The organism is Rhizobium sp. BT-226, from assembly GCF_025847085.2.
Lineage (GTDB): Bacteria > Pseudomonadota > Alphaproteobacteria > Rhizobiales > Rhizobiaceae > Rhizobium > Rhizobium sophorae.
In genome coordinates, this window is record NZ_JAOYTI010000001.1 from 215,988 (window position 1) to 233,795 (window position 17,808).

The 17,808-nt window shown below is 61.0% G+C and carries 16 protein-coding genes and 3 tRNA genes; 6 read left to right on the top strand and 13 right to left on the bottom strand.

What is annotated here, in order from left to right; translation table 11 throughout:
- Positions 1 to 12: 12 nt before the first annotated feature.
- From OIU37_RS01255 to OIU37_RS01280, 6 genes are all read right to left on the bottom strand, one after another.
- Positions 13 to 831, bottom strand: a complete 819-nt coding sequence (locus OIU37_RS01255) for a class I SAM-dependent methyltransferase (RefSeq protein ID WP_319004689.1) — start codon at positions 829 to 831, stop codon at positions 13 to 15.
- 156 nt (positions 832 to 987) lie between these two features.
- Positions 988 to 1,602: a leucyl/phenylalanyl-tRNA--protein transferase gene (gene aat, locus OIU37_RS01260; protein WP_180695285.1), complete on the bottom strand. Its 615-nt coding sequence runs from the start codon at positions 1,600 to 1,602 to the stop codon at positions 988 to 990.
- Positions 1,603 to 1,609: 7 nt separating this feature from the next.
- Positions 1,610 to 2,965 carry an acetyl-CoA carboxylase biotin carboxylase subunit gene (gene accC / locus OIU37_RS01265; protein ID WP_180695284.1) on the bottom strand — a complete coding sequence of 452 codons (1,356 nt, stop codon included), beginning with the start codon at positions 2,963 to 2,965 and terminating at the stop codon, positions 1,610 to 1,612.
- Between the two features lie 4 nt (positions 2,966 to 2,969).
- Complete coding sequence (accB, locus tag OIU37_RS01270; protein WP_240603431.1) at positions 2,970 to 3,440, bottom strand: acetyl-CoA carboxylase biotin carboxyl carrier protein; 471 nt, start codon at positions 3,438 to 3,440, stop codon at positions 2,970 to 2,972.
- A 20-nt stretch (positions 3,441 to 3,460) separates the two neighbouring features.
- Positions 3,461 to 3,898: a type II 3-dehydroquinate dehydratase gene (gene aroQ, locus OIU37_RS01275; protein ID WP_168316810.1), complete on the bottom strand. Its 438-nt coding sequence runs from the start codon at positions 3,896 to 3,898 to the stop codon at positions 3,461 to 3,463.
- Between the two features lie 161 nt (positions 3,899 to 4,059).
- Positions 4,060 to 4,818: a DsbA family protein gene (locus tag OIU37_RS01280; RefSeq protein ID WP_182209630.1), complete on the bottom strand. Its 759-nt coding sequence runs from the start codon at positions 4,816 to 4,818 to the stop codon at positions 4,060 to 4,062.
- A gap of 211 nt (positions 4,819 to 5,029) precedes the next feature.
- Between OIU37_RS01280 and OIU37_RS01285 the strand changes: the two genes are divergently transcribed.
- Positions 5,030 to 6,187 carry a pyridoxal phosphate-dependent aminotransferase gene (locus tag OIU37_RS01285; RefSeq protein ID WP_264255123.1) on the top strand — a complete coding sequence of 386 codons (1,158 nt, stop codon included), beginning with the start codon at positions 5,030 to 5,032 and terminating at the stop codon, positions 6,185 to 6,187.
- Positions 6,188 to 6,226: 39 nt separating this feature from the next.
- Here OIU37_RS01285 and OIU37_RS01290 read toward each other — a convergent pair whose 3' ends face one another.
- Positions 6,227 to 7,567, bottom strand: coding sequence for a DUF2778 domain-containing protein (locus tag OIU37_RS01290; protein ID WP_264255124.1), 1,341 nt, complete (start codon positions 7,565 to 7,567; stop codon positions 6,227 to 6,229).
- 208 nt (positions 7,568 to 7,775) lie between these two features.
- The gene (locus tag OIU37_RS01295) at positions 7,776 to 9,611 is read right to left on the bottom strand and encodes an alpha/beta hydrolase (protein ID WP_264257438.1); all 1,836 of its coding nucleotides are present in this window, start codon (positions 9,609 to 9,611) and stop codon (positions 7,776 to 7,778) included.
- 150 nt (positions 9,612 to 9,761) lie between these two features.
- On the opposite strand from OIU37_RS01295, the gene OIU37_RS01300 reads away from it, so the two are divergent.
- The 5 genes from OIU37_RS01300 (at position 9,762) to recJ (ending at position 15,290) form a co-directional block, all read left to right on the top strand.
- Positions 9,762 to 10,175: a hypothetical protein gene (locus tag OIU37_RS01300; protein ID WP_020049736.1), complete on the top strand. Its 414-nt coding sequence runs from the start codon at positions 9,762 to 9,764 to the stop codon at positions 10,173 to 10,175.
- Between the two features lie 221 nt (positions 10,176 to 10,396).
- Complete coding sequence (locus tag OIU37_RS01305) at positions 10,397 to 11,614, top strand: LL-diaminopimelate aminotransferase (protein ID WP_018445590.1); 1,218 nt, start codon at positions 10,397 to 10,399, stop codon at positions 11,612 to 11,614.
- Between the two features lie 61 nt (positions 11,615 to 11,675).
- The gene (locus OIU37_RS01310) at positions 11,676 to 13,001 is read left to right on the top strand and encodes a homoserine dehydrogenase (protein ID WP_171602300.1); all 1,326 of its coding nucleotides are present in this window, start codon (positions 11,676 to 11,678) and stop codon (positions 12,999 to 13,001) included.
- A 160-nt stretch (positions 13,002 to 13,161) separates the two neighbouring features.
- Positions 13,162 to 13,407: a hypothetical protein gene (locus tag OIU37_RS01315; protein WP_129420740.1), complete on the top strand. Its 246-nt coding sequence runs from the start codon at positions 13,162 to 13,164 to the stop codon at positions 13,405 to 13,407.
- 80 nt (positions 13,408 to 13,487) lie between these two features.
- On the top strand, positions 13,488 to 15,290 hold the full coding sequence (recJ, locus tag OIU37_RS01320; RefSeq protein ID WP_171602301.1) for a single-stranded-DNA-specific exonuclease RecJ: 1,803 nt from the start codon (positions 13,488 to 13,490) through the stop codon (positions 15,288 to 15,290).
- Between the two features lie 49 nt (positions 15,291 to 15,339).
- Here recJ and OIU37_RS01325 read toward each other — a convergent pair.
- From OIU37_RS01325 to gloA, 5 genes are all read right to left on the bottom strand, one after another.
- Positions 15,340 to 15,414, bottom strand: a tRNA-Glu gene (locus OIU37_RS01325).
- 252 nt (positions 15,415 to 15,666) lie between these two features.
- Positions 15,667 to 15,741, bottom strand: a tRNA-Glu gene (locus OIU37_RS01330).
- A 74-nt stretch (positions 15,742 to 15,815) separates the two neighbouring features.
- Positions 15,816 to 15,890 (bottom strand) — tRNA-Glu (locus tag OIU37_RS01335).
- A 198-nt stretch (positions 15,891 to 16,088) separates the two neighbouring features.
- Positions 16,089 to 17,156: a D-Ala-D-Ala carboxypeptidase family metallohydrolase gene (locus OIU37_RS01340; RefSeq protein WP_372353357.1), complete on the bottom strand. Its 1,068-nt coding sequence runs from the start codon at positions 17,154 to 17,156 to the stop codon at positions 16,089 to 16,091.
- Positions 17,157 to 17,330: 174 nt separating this feature from the next.
- The gene (gene gloA / locus OIU37_RS01345; protein WP_017988206.1) at positions 17,331 to 17,771 is read right to left on the bottom strand and encodes a lactoylglutathione lyase; all 441 of its coding nucleotides are present in this window, start codon (positions 17,769 to 17,771) and stop codon (positions 17,331 to 17,333) included.
- Between the last annotated feature and the right edge of the window lie 37 nt (positions 17,772 to 17,808).

Consider the following 17,808-nt stretch of genomic DNA (forward strand, 5'->3'; position numbering starts at 1 on the left):
CAGAATCAGAATCTAGTCGCCGTGGTCAACACGGCGAGCAATGTAGAGGTGGGTTTCGTAGTCCAAGCTGAACTCTCCTCCTTCACTGTCGATCGCTTTTGCGATTTCGCCGAGCAGCTCTTCGCGTATCGCTGGAGTGAGCATCCGAACATCCGATCGGGTGCGTAAGAAATTGATGTAGCTCGATGTTGTGTGCTGCCACTTCCACGAATAACACCGGTGCTCCACCGCCCCGAACAATCTCGACTCGTCAAACCAGCGTTTGAATGGGCCACTGGGCAGATACCAAGCTTCCGGCGGAGTCCCCCAGCCACCAGTGTGACGCAGGAATATTCCTTTGAACTGTTCAAGCAGGGACGTGGGTATCCCCACAGGAACATGTCCGAAGACCGCCAATGATCCATTAGGCGAAAGCACTTCGGCTGCTTTTACGAACCGCACCTCCGGAGAGACCCAGTGCCACGACTGTGCCGCAATGATCAGTGGGAAGACGGCATTGTGAACAGGCCAAGCCTCGAACGTTGTCTCGAGCACGTCAACGTTGGAAAAATTCGCCAAGCTTTCACGTGCGGTGCGGACCATTTCCTGCCCGGGATCAATCGCAAGGATCTGCAAGTCCCGCGTCGCGAAGCTCTTCGTTGCCTGACCCGTTCCGCAGCCGACTTCGAGAACGATATCGCTTGGTTTCAGTTTGGCATACGAGACCACATCATCGATGAGAGCTTCGGGATAGTCGGGGCGTGTTTCCCTGTATACGTTCGCGACCTGATCGAATGTGAAGCGCTGTTCCATAGATTTGCCCTGCGTGGGAGAATAGCTCAGTAAAGCCATTCTTCATTCGCCGCACAACATTCTAGAGGCCGGTCGAGTAGTACAGGCCGCTCCAAGGATCGCGGCCGCATTATATCGTTTCAAAGTTCTATCCCCGTTGGGCCGGGACCTAACGAACTCGGTTGAAAAATCAACGCTTGGATGAATCGATCGGGCCTAAAACTTAAGGTGCGGCGATTCCATCGCCGCGGCAAGCATCGCGGCATAATCAGCCTTCGGAACGTCGATAGCTCCAAATGTCTTCAGGTGCTCGGTGGTGAACTGTGTGTCGAGCAAGGTGAAGCCCCTTTCCCGCAGCCGGTCGACCAGATGCACGAGGCAGATCTTCGAGGCGTCCGTCCGGCGCGAAAACATGCTTTCGCCGAAGAAGGCCGAGCCGAGCGAGACGCCGTAGAGGCCGCCGACCAGTTTATCGCCCTCCCAGGCTTCGACGGTATGGGCATGACCCATGTCGAAGAGCGTCGCGTAAAGCGATCGGATCGTCCTGTTGATCCAGGTGCTCGGGCGCCCGGACGTCTCCTCCGCGCAAGCCGCGATGACCTGATCGAAAGCGTGATCGAAACGGATCTCGAAGGGTTTCCTGCGCACTGCCTTGGCAAGGCTCTTCGACACGTGGAAATGGTCGAGCGGCAGCACGCCGCGCAGTTCCGGTTCGACCCAGAAGATCTCCGGGTCGTCGGCGGATTCGGCCATCGGGAAGAGGCCGATGGAATAGGCGCGCAGGAGAATGTCAGGGGTTATGCCTGGTGACTTCCTGCGCGATCCTGCCATTCCTGTCCTATGCTGCCGGTGTCTTGGCGAGGTAGTGTTCAAGCCAATGGATATCGTAATCGCCGTTGGCGATATCCTGGTTGGAGACGAGGTCCTGGAACAGCGGCAACGTTGTGTTGATGCCGTCGACGACGAATTCGTCGAGCGCCCGGCGCAGGCGCATCATGCATTCGACGCGGGTACGGCCGTGCACGATCAGCTTGCCGATGAGGCTGTCGTAATAGGGCGGGATCTTGTAGCCCTGGTAGGCACCGGAATCGATGCGCACGCCGAGGCCACCCGGCGCGTGGAAATGCGTGATCGTACCCGGCGAAGGCACGAAGGTGCGCGGGTGCTCGGCATTGATACGGCATTCGATGGCGTGACCGGAAAAATGCACTTCATCCTGCGTCACCGAGAGACCGCCGCCGGAAGCGACGCGGATCTGCTCGTGAACGAGGTCGATGCCGGTGATCGCTTCGGTGATGGGATGCTCCACCTGCAGGCGGGTGTTCATTTCGATGAAATAGAACTCGCCGTTTTCGTAGAGGAATTCGATCGTGCCGGCGCCGCGATATTTCAGCTTCTTCATGGCGTCGGCGCAGACCTGGCCGATCTTCATGCGCTGCTCGACGTTGAGTGCCGGCGAATTCGCCTCTTCCCAGACCTTCTGATGGCGCCGCTGCAGCGAGCAGTCGCGCTCGCCGAGATGGATGGCATTGCCTTCGCCGTCGCCGAATACCTGGATTTCGATGTGGCGCGGCTTGCCGAGATATTTTTCCATGTAGACGGCATCGTTGCCGAAGGCGGCTGCCGCTTCCGTGCGCGCCGTCGACCAGGCCTCGATCAAGTCGGCCTCGCTCTTGGCGACCTTCATGCCGCGTCCGCCGCCGCCGGCCGTGGCCTTGATCAGCACGGGATAGCCGATTTCGGCGGCCGTCTTCAGCGCATCCTCTTCGGTCTTCACTTCGCCGTCCGAGCCTGGAACGACGGGAATGCCGAGCTCGAGCGCCGTCGTCTTGGCGGTAATCTTGTCACCCATGATGCGGATATGGTCCGCCGTCGGGCCGATGAAGGTGATGCCGTGGGCTTCGAGGATATCGGCGAACTTGGCATTCTCCGACAGGAAGCCGTAGCCCGGATGCACGGCGTCGGCACCGGTGATCTCGCAGGCGGCGACGATCTGGTGGATGTTGAGATAGCTCTCGCGCGAGGAGGGCGGGCCGATGCAGACACTTTCGTCGGCAAGGCGTACATGCATGGCATCGGCGTCGGCGGTGGAATGAACCACCACGCAGGCGATGCCGAGCTCCTTGCAGGCCCGGAGCACGCGAAGGGCGATTTCCCCGCGATTGGCGATGAGGATTTTCGAAATCATGGGCATCGGCCTATTCGATGACGACGAGGGCTTGGCCGTATTCGACGGGATGCCCGTCATCGACGAGGATTTCGGTCACCTTGCCTGACTTCGGCGAGGGGATCTGGTTCATCGTCTTCATCGCTTCGATGATGATCAACGTCTGGCCTTCCTTGACGGTTGCGCCGACTTCGATGAAGGGACGCGCGCCCGGAGCCGGCGCCATGTAAACGGTACCCACCATCGGTGCATTGACGACATTGGCCGGGTTGCGGCTGGGAGCTGCGGCAGGCGCGGCAGCAGCTGCCGCAGCGGTGGCTGCGGTCGCGGCAAAGGCCGGTGCTGCGATCGGCGCCTGGACATATTGCGGCGTGCCGGCGCGCGAAACGCGGATGCGCAGGTCGTCCTGCTCGACCTCGATCTCTGTCAGATCCGTTTCGTTCAGAATATTGGCGAGATCGCGGATCAGTGCCTGGTCGATACCCGATTTCTTTTCAGCCATGGTGTTGCCCTGTCTTCTTCTTATGCCGTGATGTTCTTCAGCGCGTGGAGCGCCAGGATGTAGCTGTGAGGCCCGAAGCCGCAGATGACGCCTTTGCATGCCGGCGCGATCATCGACTTGTGGCGGAATTCTTCCCGTGCATGCACGTTGGATATGTGGAGTTCGACGACGGGAATGGAAATAGCGCGGATCGCATCATGCAGCGCGACCGATGTATGCGTATAGGCGCCCGCGTTGATGGCAACGCCGGCGGCCTTGTCGTCGGCCTCATGGAACCAGTCGACGAGCGTGCCTTCGTGGTTGCTCTGCCGGAAATCGATATCAAATCCGAGTTCGCGGCCTGCAGCCTTGCAGTCCGCCTCGATGTCCTTGAGCGTCTTGCCGCCATAAATGCCGGGCTCTCGTTTACCCAGCATGTTCAGGTTGGGGCCGTTCAGGACAAAAATCGTTTGCGTCATCGAATGTTCCGTAAAAGGTACGACGGCAACCTATAGACTCCGCGAAGGCTGAATGAAAGCCCTTACGGATTGGCCAGCGGCAATCGTGCCACATTTGTCCACATGGTTGAAACGCTTCGATTTTGGCGATTTGATGGGCTATCGTTCGGCGCTTGGTTTGCTCAGCAGGCGGTCTTGCCGCAGCTGCGCATGTTCCTAACCTTGGCTTCGAGATCGTCGAGCCCGACGGCGCCGGGCACCAGTTCGTTGCCGATCACATAGGACGGCGTGCCGCTGATGCCGAGACTGGAGGCGAGCTGGTAGGTCGCCTGGACTATACCGTCATTCGGGCTCTTTGCCATCTCGGCGCGGATCTTGTCCTCGCTGACGCCGAGCGAGGCAGCGACCGCGACCGCTGTTTCGTCAGAGGCACGGCCCTCGGTGCCGAGAAGGGCGACGTGGAAATCGGCATATTTCTCCGGTGCGAGCTTGCGGAAGGCGTCGGCCACCTTGTGGGCGGCGACCGAATCCGGCCCGAGGATCGGGAATTCCTTAAGGACGAAACGGACGTTCTTGTCCTTCTTCAGCATCGCCTGCATGTCGGGAAGCGCATGGCGGCAGTAGCTGCAATTATAATCGAAGAATTCGACGACAGTGACATCGCCCTTGGGATTGCCGAGCGTGACGTCGTTCTTCGATTCGAAGATGTCGGTGCTGTTCTCTTCGATCGCCATATTGGCCTTTACCGACCGCTGGGCCTCCTGCTTCTTCTGCAGCGCATCCTGGACTTCGAGCATGATCTCGGGGTTCTCGATCAGGTATTGCTTGATGAATTCGCCGAACTCCTTCTTCTGCTGGTCGTCGAGCGCTGCCGCCGGAAGCGGAAGGGCGATCGATGCGGCAAGCGCCAGTGCGGTGAAGGTCTTCGGGAAGAATGCCATGATATCCTCGTCATCGGCGATATGGTCGTCTCTTCATCGAGAAGACCGTCGCCGGGTTAATGGACTTGAATGCGTTGCGTCAAGGTACGGTGCGTTCGGTTCTGCTCAAACCAGAATTTTTCGTCCCCGCGCGGCCCTCGCGGGATTGTGATGAGCCGATTAATGCGGCAATTGTCGGGCCGTGATTGCAGAAGCTGAGCGAGAAACGATCTTGTTTTCCATATCGAAACGCAGCGAAGTCGAGCCTTTTCACGCCATGGACGTCCTGGCGGAGGCGACAAAGCGGCGTGCGGCCGGTCATCCGGTGATCTCGATGGCGGTCGGTCAGCCTTCGCATCCGGCACCTCAGGCGGCCCTCGAAGCGGCGCGGGCAGCCCTTGCCGAAGGCCGGATCGGTTATACCGATGCGCTGGGAACGGCGCGGCTGAAATCGGCGCTCACCTGGCACTACAAGGATCGCCATGGCCTGGAGATCGATCCCCAGCGCATCGCCATCACCACTGGTTCCTCGGCCGGCTTCAATCTCGCCTTCCTGTCGCTCTTCGATGCCGGTGATGCGGTGGCGATCGCAAGACCCGGTTATCCCGCCTATCGCAATATCCTCGGTGCGCTGGGCCTGAAGGTTCTCGAAGTGCCTGTAACGGCCGAGACCCACTTCACCCTGACGCCGCAAAGCCTCGAAGCGGCGCAGAAGGAAAGCGGCATGAGGCTGAAAGGCGTGCTGCTCGCAAGCCCCGCCAACCCGACGGGTACGGTGACCGGCCGCGAGGGACTGAAGGCGCTTTCTGATTACTGCGCGGCCCATTCCATCGCCTTCATCTCCGATGAAATCTACCACGGGCTGACCTTCGCCGGTGAGGAGGCGAGCGCGCTGGAGCTGACCGACGAGGCGATCGTCATCAACTCCTTCTCCAAATATTATTGCATGACCGGCTGGCGGGTAGGCTGGATGGTGCTTCCCAAGCGCCTGGTTCGGCCGATCGAGCGGGTGGCGCAGAGCCTCTATATTTCCCCGCCCGAGCTTTCCCAGATCGCCGCCACGGCCGCTCTTGGCGCTGGCGCCGAGCTCGATCGTTACAAGGCGAGCTATGCCGCCAACCGCGAACTGCTGATGCGGCGACTGCCGCAGATCGGGTTTTCCATCGCCTCGCCGATGGACGGCGCCTTCTACGCCTATCTCGACGTCAGCCGCTTCACCAATGACAGCATGGGCTTTGCCAAACGTATGCTCGCGGAAATCGACGTCGCCGCAACGCCCGGTCTCGATTTCGATCCGCTGGAGGGAAATCGAAGCTTGCGTCTCTCCTATGCGGGCTCGCAAGCGGAGATCGCCGAGGCGGTAGAGCGAATCGCAGCCTGGTTGAAGTAGCGTCCGCTGCCGGGCAAGCGGCAGTGCGCTCGCCAATCCTCAGCTGCGCCGCGAAAATAGCGAGGCGAGCGTCGAAGACGGTTTGTTGTTCAGCCGCGCCACCACCACGAGCTGCTTGATGTCGCCGCGCTTGTAGGCGGCGAGGAAGCGCTTGTAATCCTTGAAGGAGACGCAGCCGTTGGAATCGCCGTTCTTGCCGAGCATGTAGGTGTGGGCGAGCAGGCCGACACGATCATAGATGGCGTCCGAACCCTCGACAGGTGTCAGCCGCAGCGCCTCGACGCCGTGGAAAAGGCTCTCGCGCATGGTAAGAACATAGGTGTGCGGCGGTGTCGGTCCGCGCATCTTCTTGTTGGCGAAGCGCGGCTTGTCGCGCATCTTGCCGAGCCCGGAATGGGCCTCGAGCCGCTCGCCGTTCGGCAGATAGACGGTGCTGTTCTCGATATCGTAGATCGCCACGCCTGCGCGCAGTTTGGGCGAGAAGACCGGCTTGTCGTAGCGCGGCACGGCATCGTCCTCGTCATCCTCGATCGGCGAGTTCGGCTGGGCGTAGGCAAGCACAGGCTCGGCGGAGCGCTGCAAACCCTTGGAGGCCGGTGTCGGTTTGCCAATCAATCCGTCGGGACGCGCCATCGGCAGCGGCACCGAACCGTCGTCCGGCGCCAGCACGAGATCGAAGGGTGGCGCGTCTTCCGCGGCGGCGACAACCACAGGAGCTGGTTCAGATGCGGGAATCGAGGCCGTTTTGAGGGGAGGTGCAGCTGGCTCGACCGGAGACGGCGCGATTTGCCGGGATCCGGCATCGGCAAGAGCAAGCAGGGTCGGGAGTTCGGCTGCAGCGACCGCCTCTTTCGAGGGAACGATGATCCGGTCGCCGTCGTCTTCTTCCGTCTCTGCCGAGGCGATCTCGACCGCCGCCGCCGCGATCACGTCGTCCTTGCGGAATTTGGCGCTGTCGGAGATCGCTGCCACGACCGGCTGCTCGGCAGCCATGGCGAACCGATTGTTTTTGGCGAGAACCGCCAGTGCTGTTGCAGCGGCGGCGGTCTTTTCGGCATGGGATTGAATGAGGCTCGCCGTCAGCGGGACCTTCGGCTTCGCATCGAAGGCGGTCAGCCGGTCGGCCTTGCCGACATGGATCAGCCTCTCATGGCGCGGTGAAGGCGCAACCTTCGGCGCAATGCCGAGCTGTGCCAGACGATCCGGCGGAGAATAGGGAGCGGCTATCGAGTGCATCGTCGCGAAGGTTGCGATCAGCCAGGTGGAGGTCAAAAATCCGGCGCCGACAACACCGTAAAGGAAACCGCGAGATCTGCGCCAACGGAAAGCAGATCCGCCAAGAGGGGTGACGTCATCCAACGTCCCGACCGCACACGCCATACTACACTCGTCTTTCAAACTCGCTACGCAGGCCGGCGGCACTGACTGATTAAACTTCGCCGGGGGCCGGTACAGGCGCAAATGGGCCGAATTTAGACCACCCGCGACGTCCGACTGTCTCGCAAGGATGACGAATTATGGTTTCTAATGTGTTTACGCGGCGTCGCTCTTTCTTTCGACGTCTCAAAAAGAGATGTGTTGGGCCTTCTCAGGCGCGCTCCATCACATAACTCCCCGGCGCTTCCTCGATCGCGTTCAACGCATCGCCGCCGGGTTTGCGCGCCGGTACGCGCCTGCCGTCATGCGCCTCGATCCAGGCCTGCCAATGCGGCCACCACGATCCCGGCGTCTCGGTCGCGTGTTCGAGCCAGGTCTCGTAGTCCCCCTTGGCGGGACCACCGGTCCAATATTGATATTTCTTCTTGTCGGGCGGGTTGACGACGCCGGCGATATGTCCCGAGCCGGTGACGACGAATTCCACCTTGCCGCCGAAGAACTGGCTGCCGAGGAAGACGGACTTGGCAGGTGCGATGTGATCCTCGCGGGTGGCGAGATTATAGATCGGGATCTTCACGTCCTTCAGCGACACCGGCTTGCCGTCGAGGATCATCTCGTTCTGCGTCAGCGCATTCTTGAGATAGCAATTGCGCAGGTAGAAGGCATGGTTTGCCGCCGCCATGCGGGTCGAATCGGCGTTCCAGAACAACAGGTCGAAGGGCAGGGGATCCTGGCCCTTGAGGTAGTTGTCGACGAAATAAGGCCAGATCAGCTCGGAGGCGCGCAGCATGTTGAAGGCCATCGACATCTTCGTGCCGTCCAGATAGCCGGCCGCCTGCATATGCTCTTCCAGCGATTCAAGCTGCTCCTCGTCGACGAAGACCTTGAGGTCGCCGGCATGGGTGAAGTCGACCTGGGTGGTGAAGAGTGTCGCGCTCTTGATGCGCTTGTTCTTCTCCTTGGCATGCAGCGCTAGTGTCGCGGCCAGCAGCGTGCCGCCGACACAGTAGCCGACGGCGTTGACGTCCTTCTCGCCGGTCGCCTTCTCGATCGTCGCCAGCGCGAAATCGATACCCTCGCGGGCATAGGCCGCCCAGTCCTTGTCGGCGTGGCGCGCATCCGGGTTGACCCAAGAGATGACGAAGACGGTCTGCCCCTGGTCGACGCACCATTTGATGAAGGATTTCTGCGGGTTGAGGTCGAGAATATAGAACTTGTTGATCCAGGGCGGGCAGATCAAAAGCGGCCGCTTCAGCACCGTTTCGGTCGATGCCTCGTACTGGATGATCTGGCAGATATCGTTCTGGGCGATCACCTTGCCTGGCGTCAGCGCCATGTCGCGGCCGACGGCGAATTTCGTCATGTCGGTCTGGCGAAGGCGAAGGTCGCCATGTCCGGCAGCGATATCCTCGGCCAGCATCTTCATCCCGCGCACCAGATTGGCGCCGCTGGTCGCAATCGTCTCGCGGTAGAGCTGCGGATTGGTGGCGATGAAGTTGGTCGGCGAAAGCGCTGCCGTGATCTGCTTCACGTAGAAGCCGGCCTTGTGCTTGGTGTGCTCGTCGAGGCCCTCGGTCTCCGACACCATCTTTTCCACCCAGTCTGTCGTGACGAAATAGACCTGGCGGAGAAAATCGAAGAACGGATTCTTCTGCCAGTCCTCGTCCGAAAAGCGCTTGTCCTTGCGGGTGTCCGGCTCGGGTGGCGTGGGATCGCCCTGCATTCGCTGCATCGAGCGCATCCAGATGCCGAAGAACGAGGACATCAGCTGCGTCTGTGCCTCGAAGGTTCGGCGCGGATCGGAAATCCAGTATTCGGTGACCTTGGAAAGCGTCTTGACCATGTCGGTCATCGGATCGGCGGCGCTTTCGGTGATCTCGCCGCGTTCGCGCGGCGCAAGCCAGGCAGACGCTGCTTGTCCGAGATTTTCGAGCGCCCGGGCGAAATTCATCGCCATGGCCTCAGGATCCTTCAACAGATAGGGATCGAGATCGGTCGCGTCGAAGCCGGCCTTGCCGCCATTCTCCTGCTTGCTGTCGGTCACCATTTCCTCCGGCGGCAGCACCACTCTTTTTATCCATTCGTTGTACATCGTGATCGAACGAGAAAACAAGTTCCACCCGCATCGGCTCATGCTATTGCTTTGTGGCTGCGACAAATTTAACAGTCGAAGCAGTCAAAACTGGATTTTTGAGGCATGACGAAGAACGGCATTCGGCGCATCGCAACCTTCAACCGTACCGCACTGATCTGCGCCGCGGCAGCGATGGCTCTTGCCGGATGCAATCTGACGGCGGAACAAAAAGCCGCAGCCGCCGCCAAGCGAGCGGCGCCGACCGCCGTCGTCATGCCCGCCACCAAGGGCGAGGCGGCCGAGGGCGGCCTTGCAAAATACCCGGACGGCTATCCGAATTTCGGCGCTCCGCTGACCGCCGCCAATGTCCAGATGAGCGACGAGCAGGCGGCCGAACTGCAGCATCAGCTGACGGCACTTGCCGCCCGGCGCAAGGCAGGCGCGCTTTCGGAAGCCGAATATCAGGCCAAGGTCGCCGAAATGCGGCGTCTCGCCGCCGAGCACGGCACCGATACGCTGTCTGAAATCTCCAAATAGACCTTGCCTTTCAGGCAATTTGGACGCAAAGCCTTCGGCAAGGATCGGAAGATACAATTTTCCCGATAAAGCGCGTTTCGCGGCCTTTCCGTCAAAGATTCGCCGCGTCGCTTGGGTCTGATGAATACGGCGTTGCGATTCTGAAGTTCGTGTCGCAGCCGCCGGGAGACGGAACGAACTTCGACTGCGGCCCGAAATGCCGCCTTTCCATGGGGAATGAGATGGAAGAGTTTCACAAAGTCCGGCGTTTGCCGCCTTATGTTTTCGAACAGGTCAACCGTTTGAAGGCAAGCGCGCGAGCGGGCGGCGCCGATATCATCGATCTCGGCATGGGAAACCCCGACCTTCCCACTCCCCAGTCGATCGTCGACAAGCTCTGCGAGGTCGTGCAGGATCCGCGCACGCACCGTTATTCCTCTTCCAAAGGCATTCCGGGCCTGCGCCGCGCCCAGGCCGCCTATTATGCCCGCCGTTTCGGCGTCAAGCTCAACCCGGATACCCAGGTGGTCGCCACCTTGGGCTCCAAGGAAGGCTTCGCCAACATGGCGCAGGCAATCACCGCGCCTGGCGACGTGATCCTCTGCCCGAACCCTACCTATCCGATCCACGCCTTCGGCTTCCTGATGGCGGGCGGCGTGATCCGTTCCATGTCGGTGGAGCCGGATGCGAGCTTCTTCGAGCCGCTCGAACGTGCCGTCCGGCATTCGATCCCGAAGCCCTTGGCGCTGATCCTCAACTATCCCTCGAACCCGACGGCCTTTGTCGCGACGCTCGATTTCTACAAGGACGTCATCGCCTTTGCGAAAAAGCACGACATCATCGTGCTTTCCGACCTCGCCTATTCGGAAATCTACTTTGACGGCGCCCCGCCGCCGTCGGTTCTCGAAGTGCCGGGCGCGATGGACGTGACCGTCGAGTTCACCTCGATGTCGAAAACCTTCTCCATGCCCGGCTGGCGCATGGGCTTTGCCGTCGGCAACGAGCGGCTGATCGCGGCGCTCACCCGCGTCAAGTCCTATCTCGACTACGGCGCCTTCACGCCGATCCAGGTGGCGGCGACGCATGCGCTGAACGGCGATGGTTCCGACATTGCGGAAGTCCGCAACGTCTATAAACGTCGCCGCGACGTCATGGTCGAAAGCTTCGGCAAGGCCGGGTTCGACGTGCCGCCGCCGGCTGCGACGATGTTTGCCTGGGCGAAGATCCCGGAAAAGTTCCGTCATCTCGGTTCGCTGGAATTCTCCAAGCTGCTGGTCGAGAAGGCCGACGTCGCCGTTGCCCCGGGTATCGGCTTCGGCGAAATGGGCGACGACTACGTCCGTCTGGCCCTTGTCGAAAATGAACACCGCATCCGCCAGGCTGCGCGCAACATCAAGAAGTTCATGTCGACGGCAGACGAGACGATGCACAACGTCATCTCGCTGAACGCACACCGCTAATCCAACTCTCCGGCAGCCGCGTCCGGCGGCTGCCGCCACACAGATATTTCAGGATCGATCCATGGCAGATGCCCTCAGAATCGGCATTGCGGGCTTGGGCACCGTTGGCGCCTCGCTTGTCCGCATCATTCAGCAGAAAAGCAACGAGCTTGCCGTTACCTGCGGTCGTCCGATCACCATCACGGCTGTCTCGGCGCGTGACAGGGCGAGGGATCGCGGCATCGATCTTTCCACTGTTGCCTGGTTCGACCGGCCGGAGGAGCTTGCCGAAAAGGGCGATATCGACGTCTTCGTCGAGCTGATGGGCGGCGCCGAAGGGGCTGCCAACATCTCCGTGCGCACGGCACTCCAGCGTGGTCTCCATGTGGTGACAGCCAACAAGGCGCTGCTTGCCTATCACGGCGTCGAGCTTGCGACGATCGCCGAGGAGAAGGGGTCGCTGCTGAACTTCGAGGCGGCAGTCGCCGGCGGCATCCCGGTCATCAAGGCGCTACGTGAATCGCTGACGGGCAATTCCGTCTCGCGCATCTATGGCATCATGAACGGCACCTGCAATTACATCCTGACCAAGATGGAGAAGGAGGGGCTTTCCTTCGCCGAATGCCTCAAGGAAGCGCAGCGGCTGGGTTATGCCGAGGCTGATCCAGCCTTCGATATCGAGGGCAATGACACGGCCCACAAGCTTTCCATCCTGACGACGCTCGCCTTCGGCAATCAGATCGCGGCCGACGACATCTATCTCGAAGGCATCACCAATATCTCGATCGAGGATATCCACGCCGCTGCCGAGCTCGGTTATCGCATTAAGCTCTTAGGCGTTGCCCAGCGCACAGATACCGGCATCGAGCAGCGCGTGCACCCGACGATGGTGCCGGTCGATTCGGTCATCGCCCAGGTCGATGGCGTCACCAATGCGGTGGCAATCGAATCCGACGTGCTCGGCGAACTGCTGATGGTCGGCCCTGGTGCCGGCGGCAACGCCACGGCCTCGTCGGTGCTTGGCGATATCGCCGATATCGCCAAGAGCCAGCCGGGCGCCCAGCGCGTGCCTGTGCTCGGTCATCCCGCAACGACGCTGGAGCCCTACCGCAAGGCGCGGATGCAGAGCCACGAGGGCGGCTATTTCATCCGCCTGACCGTGCTCGACCGTACCGGCGTCTTTGCCAGCGTCGCAACCCGCATGGCCGAAAACAACATCTCGCTGGAATCGATCGTCCAGCGCTCCAAGCAGCACCTGGCGCCATCGCACCACCAGACGATCATCCTTGTCACCCATGCGACGATGGAAGAGTCGGTGCGCAAGGCGGTCGCCTCGATCAAGTCGGAAGGTTACCTCTTCGGCGAGCCGCAGGTGATTCGCATCGAGCGGCCGAAAGAGGAAGGCTGAGCCTTTTTCTCGTCCCGGAGGACCATTGCGCCGCCCTGTCCCTGCAGGGCGGTTTTTTTGTTATCTATTCAACCTTTCGTTACGGAAGGCTATATTAACAGATACCGAAATATTGATATAACTAAACCTAAGATGGTGAGTCGTCTGGGTGGAGAATTTCATGAGCAAGGACAGCCACGCCGGGAAGGGGTATGGCTACCCGAGCGACGTGCCGCCGAACCATCCTGATTTGCCTGAGGAAATCCTCAAGCCGGCCTACCGTGAAATTCCTCAAGAGATCTCTGATGAGGCTGATGACGAGGAAAACACGGAAGGCCGCAACTGGGCCATTCTGCTGACGCTGTTTTCGTTCCTGCTGGTACAGTTCGCCGGCATCGCCATGATCATCTGGGCGGTGTTTTGGTAAAAATCCGTGTCTGCAAATCCATCGCTATGTTATCTCCGCTGCTCCTGTAGAAAGAGCAGATGAAGTCAGCGGAGTGTGGCATGGCAGATCTCGTCGATCCCGTACAGCGCGCGTTTCTCGGCGTGGAGAAATCCGCGCTCGACAATCGCTGGGTCGCGCGGCTCGACCAGGCCGGGCAGAACCGCGCGCTGGCCATGTCGCAAATCCACGGACTGCCGGACCTGATCGCCCGGGTGCTTGCCGGGCGCGGCGTGACGGTAGACGAGGCGATCGAATTCCTCGATCCGACGATTCGCAGCCTGATGCCCGATCCCCATAAGCTGACCGATTGCGAAAAGGCCGCGAACCGCCTCTTGCGCGCGATCGAGCGTGGTGAGAGCGTCGCGATCTTCGGCGACTATGACGTGGACGGCGCAGCCTCCTCGGCGCTGATGTTTCGTTTTCTCAGTCATTTCGGCGTCAAGGCGACCATCTATATTCCCGACCGCGTCTTCGAAGGTTACGGCCCCAATCCGGCGGCGATCAACCAGTTGATCGACAATGGCGCTCAGCTGATCGTGACCGTCGATTGCGGCTCCACCAGCCACGAGGCGTTGGCCGCCGCTACCGCGCGCAATATCGATGTCGTCGTCATCGATCACCACCAGGTGACACATGAGCTGCCGTCCTGCCATGCGCTGGTCAACCCGAACCGCGAGGACGATCTCTCGGGGCAGGGGCACCTTTGCGCCGCCGGCGTCGTCTTCATGGTGCTGGTCGCGACGCTCCGGATGCTGCGCGCGGCCGGCAACAAGCGCATCCTGGCGCTTGATCTGCTGCAATGGCTGGATATCGTCGCACTTGCGACGGTCTGCGATGTCGTGCCGCTGAAGGGCCTCAATCGCGCCTATGTGGTCAAGGGGCTGGTCGCTGCCCGCCACCAGAGCAATGCCGGGCTGGCAGCACTGTTCCGCAAGGCGGGGCTGGCCGGCCCGGTGACACCCTATCATTTCGGCTTCCTGATCGGCCCGCGCATCAATGCCGGCGGGCGGATCGGCGACGCGGCACTCGGCAGCCGGCTGCTGACGCTTGATGACGCCGGTGAGGCGGAAATGATCGCCCAGCGTCTCGACGAGCTCAACCGCGAACGCCAGGCGATGGAGGCGATCATGCTGCAGGAGGCGGAAGCCGAGGCGCTCGCCGAATATGGCGACGGCGAGGGCGCGTCCGTCATCGTCACCGCGCATGAGAAATGGCATCCCGGCATTGTCGGCCTGATTGCGGCGCGGCTGAAGGAAAAGTTCAAACGGCCTGCCTTCGCGATCGCCTTCGATCCTTCCGGCCGGGGCACCGGTTCGGGTCGCTCGATCAACGGCTTCGACATGGGCAGGATGGTCCGGGCCGCAGTCGACGAGGGTCTGCTCGTCAAAGGCGGCGGCCACGCCATGGCCGCGGGCCTGACGGTCGAGCGCGCCGATCTCGGCAGGCTGCGGACCTTCTTCACGGAGAGAGCGGCAAAAACGGTGGCAGGCCTCGTCGCCAACGAGACCTTGAAGATCGACGGTGCGATCGGCGCAAGCGGCGCCAGCCTCGAACTCATCGACCGCCTGGAGGCCGCCGGCCCTTATGGCTCCGGCCACGCGCAGCCGCTCTTTGCCGTGCCGGCGCATCGTCTGCGCGACGCCCGCCTCGTCGGCGAGAAACATGTGAAGGTGACGCTGGAGGCAATGGACGGATCGCGGCTCGACGGCATCGCCTTCCGCGCCGCCGATACGCCGCTTGGCAATCTTCTCATCAATTCACGCGGCGCCAACCTGCATGTCGCCGGTTCGCTCGGTGCCGACCACTACCAGGGCGCACGCCGCATCCAGCTGCGCGTCTGCGATGCAGCGCCGGCGAAATAGAGCAGTCGCGCAAGAGCGATGAGGATGGGAAGTGTCAAGGGAGAGAAAGTGGTACGCCCTAGGGGAGTCGAACCCCTCTTCCCAGAATGAAAATCTGGTGTCCTAACCGATAGACGAAGGGCGCTTCCTTCGTGGTGGCGCCCTTATAGTCAGCACCTTCGAAGGCCGCAAGCGCCAAGACACGAAAAAATCATCGTTTTCGCCGATTTTTTTGCTCCTGTGGAAAATCGAGGCGCAGGCTACGGCGGAGCGGAGAAAAATCAAGCCGGCAGCTAGGATGGGCAACGTCGCGCGAATCCGAAGGGTTCTCCTCGAGGGGACTCATAGGGCCGGCCAACGTCGATCGAAACGGAAGACGACGGCCTATCACCAGGAGTGGTACGCCCTAGGGGAGTCGAACCCCTCTTTACAGAATGAGAATCTGTCGTCCTAACCGATAGACGAAGGGCGCAGGCAGCCCCGTTAAAATAGGAGCGCGCGCTGGCTTCTGCAAGCGGAAGTGATGGCTTCTTGATGAAGAGAAAGTGGCACGCCCTAGGGGAGTCGAACCCCTCTTCCCAGAATGAAAATCTGGTGTCCTAACCGATAGACGAAGGGCGCTTCCTTCGTGGTGGCGCCCTTATAGTCAGGCGTTTTAAATCCCGCAAGCGGCAATTGCGGTTTTCTTTCAAAAAAATGACAGGAAAACCGACTGCATTCGAGACGCCGATTATTGAAGCTGAATCAATAGGCTGCCACTTGTTTCTTTAACGAGACGAGGCGGCGCTGCCGTAACGTAATGTCGAAATCGCGCGGCCGTCAGATCGCTCTTGCCGTCGTTATCGGTGCACGTTTGCCGCCGCAGCCCCAGTTCCAGTCGCGGGTTTTGCCGGTATCGAGGTGAACCGAATCCGTGTGGCAGTAGGTGCCGACGCCGCCGCGGTCCGGCAATGAGCGGATATAGGCGGCGATATTCCATTTCGTCACGCCGTCGATCTGGATGTCGGCGGCCTCGCAGCTCTTGTGCATCGATTCGTCAGCACCGCCGACGAGGCGGTTGTGTTCTTCGTCGCGATAGCCGGAGGTGACGATGACCGGCCGGCCGAAATGGCTTTCGACCATCTTGATCACCTTCAGCAGGTCGGGCTTGAAGCAGCCGACCTCGACCTTGTCGTTCTGGAGATGTAGCCCATTCGGCCCGATACGCGTCATGCCGGGCAGGGCCGCCTTGTGCAGCAGGCCCGAGAGGCTGCCGAGCAGGTTCTGCTTCGGCGCGCTGTAGAGCGCGTTCATCGTCGAGGTCGGAATGCTGCCCGTCGCCAAGGACGCCGTCTGCACGGGCGCAAGCTGCGTGCTGTTATTCTGCGAGGATTGCTGCGGCAGCACCGGTTCTGCCGGCTGTTGGGGCACGGGCGGCTGGCTGTAGACGCTGCTTCGCGCCGGTGCTGCACCTTCCACCGGCACATAGGCCTGCGGCTGAATGACAGTCGACGTGCTGTTGTTCTGCGGCGCCGGCTGATGATCGGAAAAGATGCTCATCGCCTGCGCGTTGATCCGGGTCGACTGCAGGACGAGCCCGCCGACATTGGCAGGCGCCGCCGTTGCCGAGCCAGCGGGCGGGACGGCTGCATTCGGATCCTGTGCCACGACCTGAGGCGCGCCCTCGACGCCGGAGACGTTGACGAGCCGGGGATCGGTATAGACCGAACGTGGGGCAGGGCTTGCAGGCGCTGCCGTGGCCACTTGCGGTGCTGCGGCTTGCACCGCCGGAACCACCGGATTCGTCGCCGCCGCATCGAGCGCCTTCTTGTCCGACGCGCAGCCGGACAGTGCCAGAACCGAGGTGGCGATCAGCAAAGCGCCCATCACGGGCATCCGCATCTGCATCTTACGCAAGCGACAGTCTCCAGTTGATGCGGAAAATAAGCGAAAACGCTTCTCTTCCGCTTCGAGTCGCCAGGAGATTGCCTGCGGCGTCGGATCGCGGCAAGCGCCGAGGCGCCGGCCGGACCCGAAATCGAAAAAGCCGCAAGCCTCGCAAAAGCCTTGCGGCGAAAACCCTTACCAGGCGCCGGTATTGCCCATCGACGCCCAGGGCTCAGTGGCTGGAAGTGGGCTGCCCTTCTGCAGGATTTCGATCGAGATACCATCGGGCGAGCGCACGAAGGCCATGTTGCCGTCGCGCGGCGGCCGGTTGATGGTGATGCCGTTGTCCATCAGATTCTGGCAGGTCGCGTAAATATCGTCGACCTCATAAGCGAGGTGGCCGAAATTGCGTCCTCCGCTATAATCTTCCGTGTCCCAATTGTAGGTAAGCTCGAGGCAGGGAGCTTTTTCGCTGCGCGCACGGTCGAGATCGTCGCGGGCGGCCAGGAAAACCAGGGTGAAGCGGCCTTTTTCGTTTTCGTGGCGGCGAATCTCCTCCAGCCCGAACAGCGTGGTGTAAAAGGCAAGCGAGGCGTCCAGGTCTTTGACGCGAACCATTGTATGAAGATAACGCATTCTATTTACTCCTTTATTGGGGCTGGCTTTTTTCGGC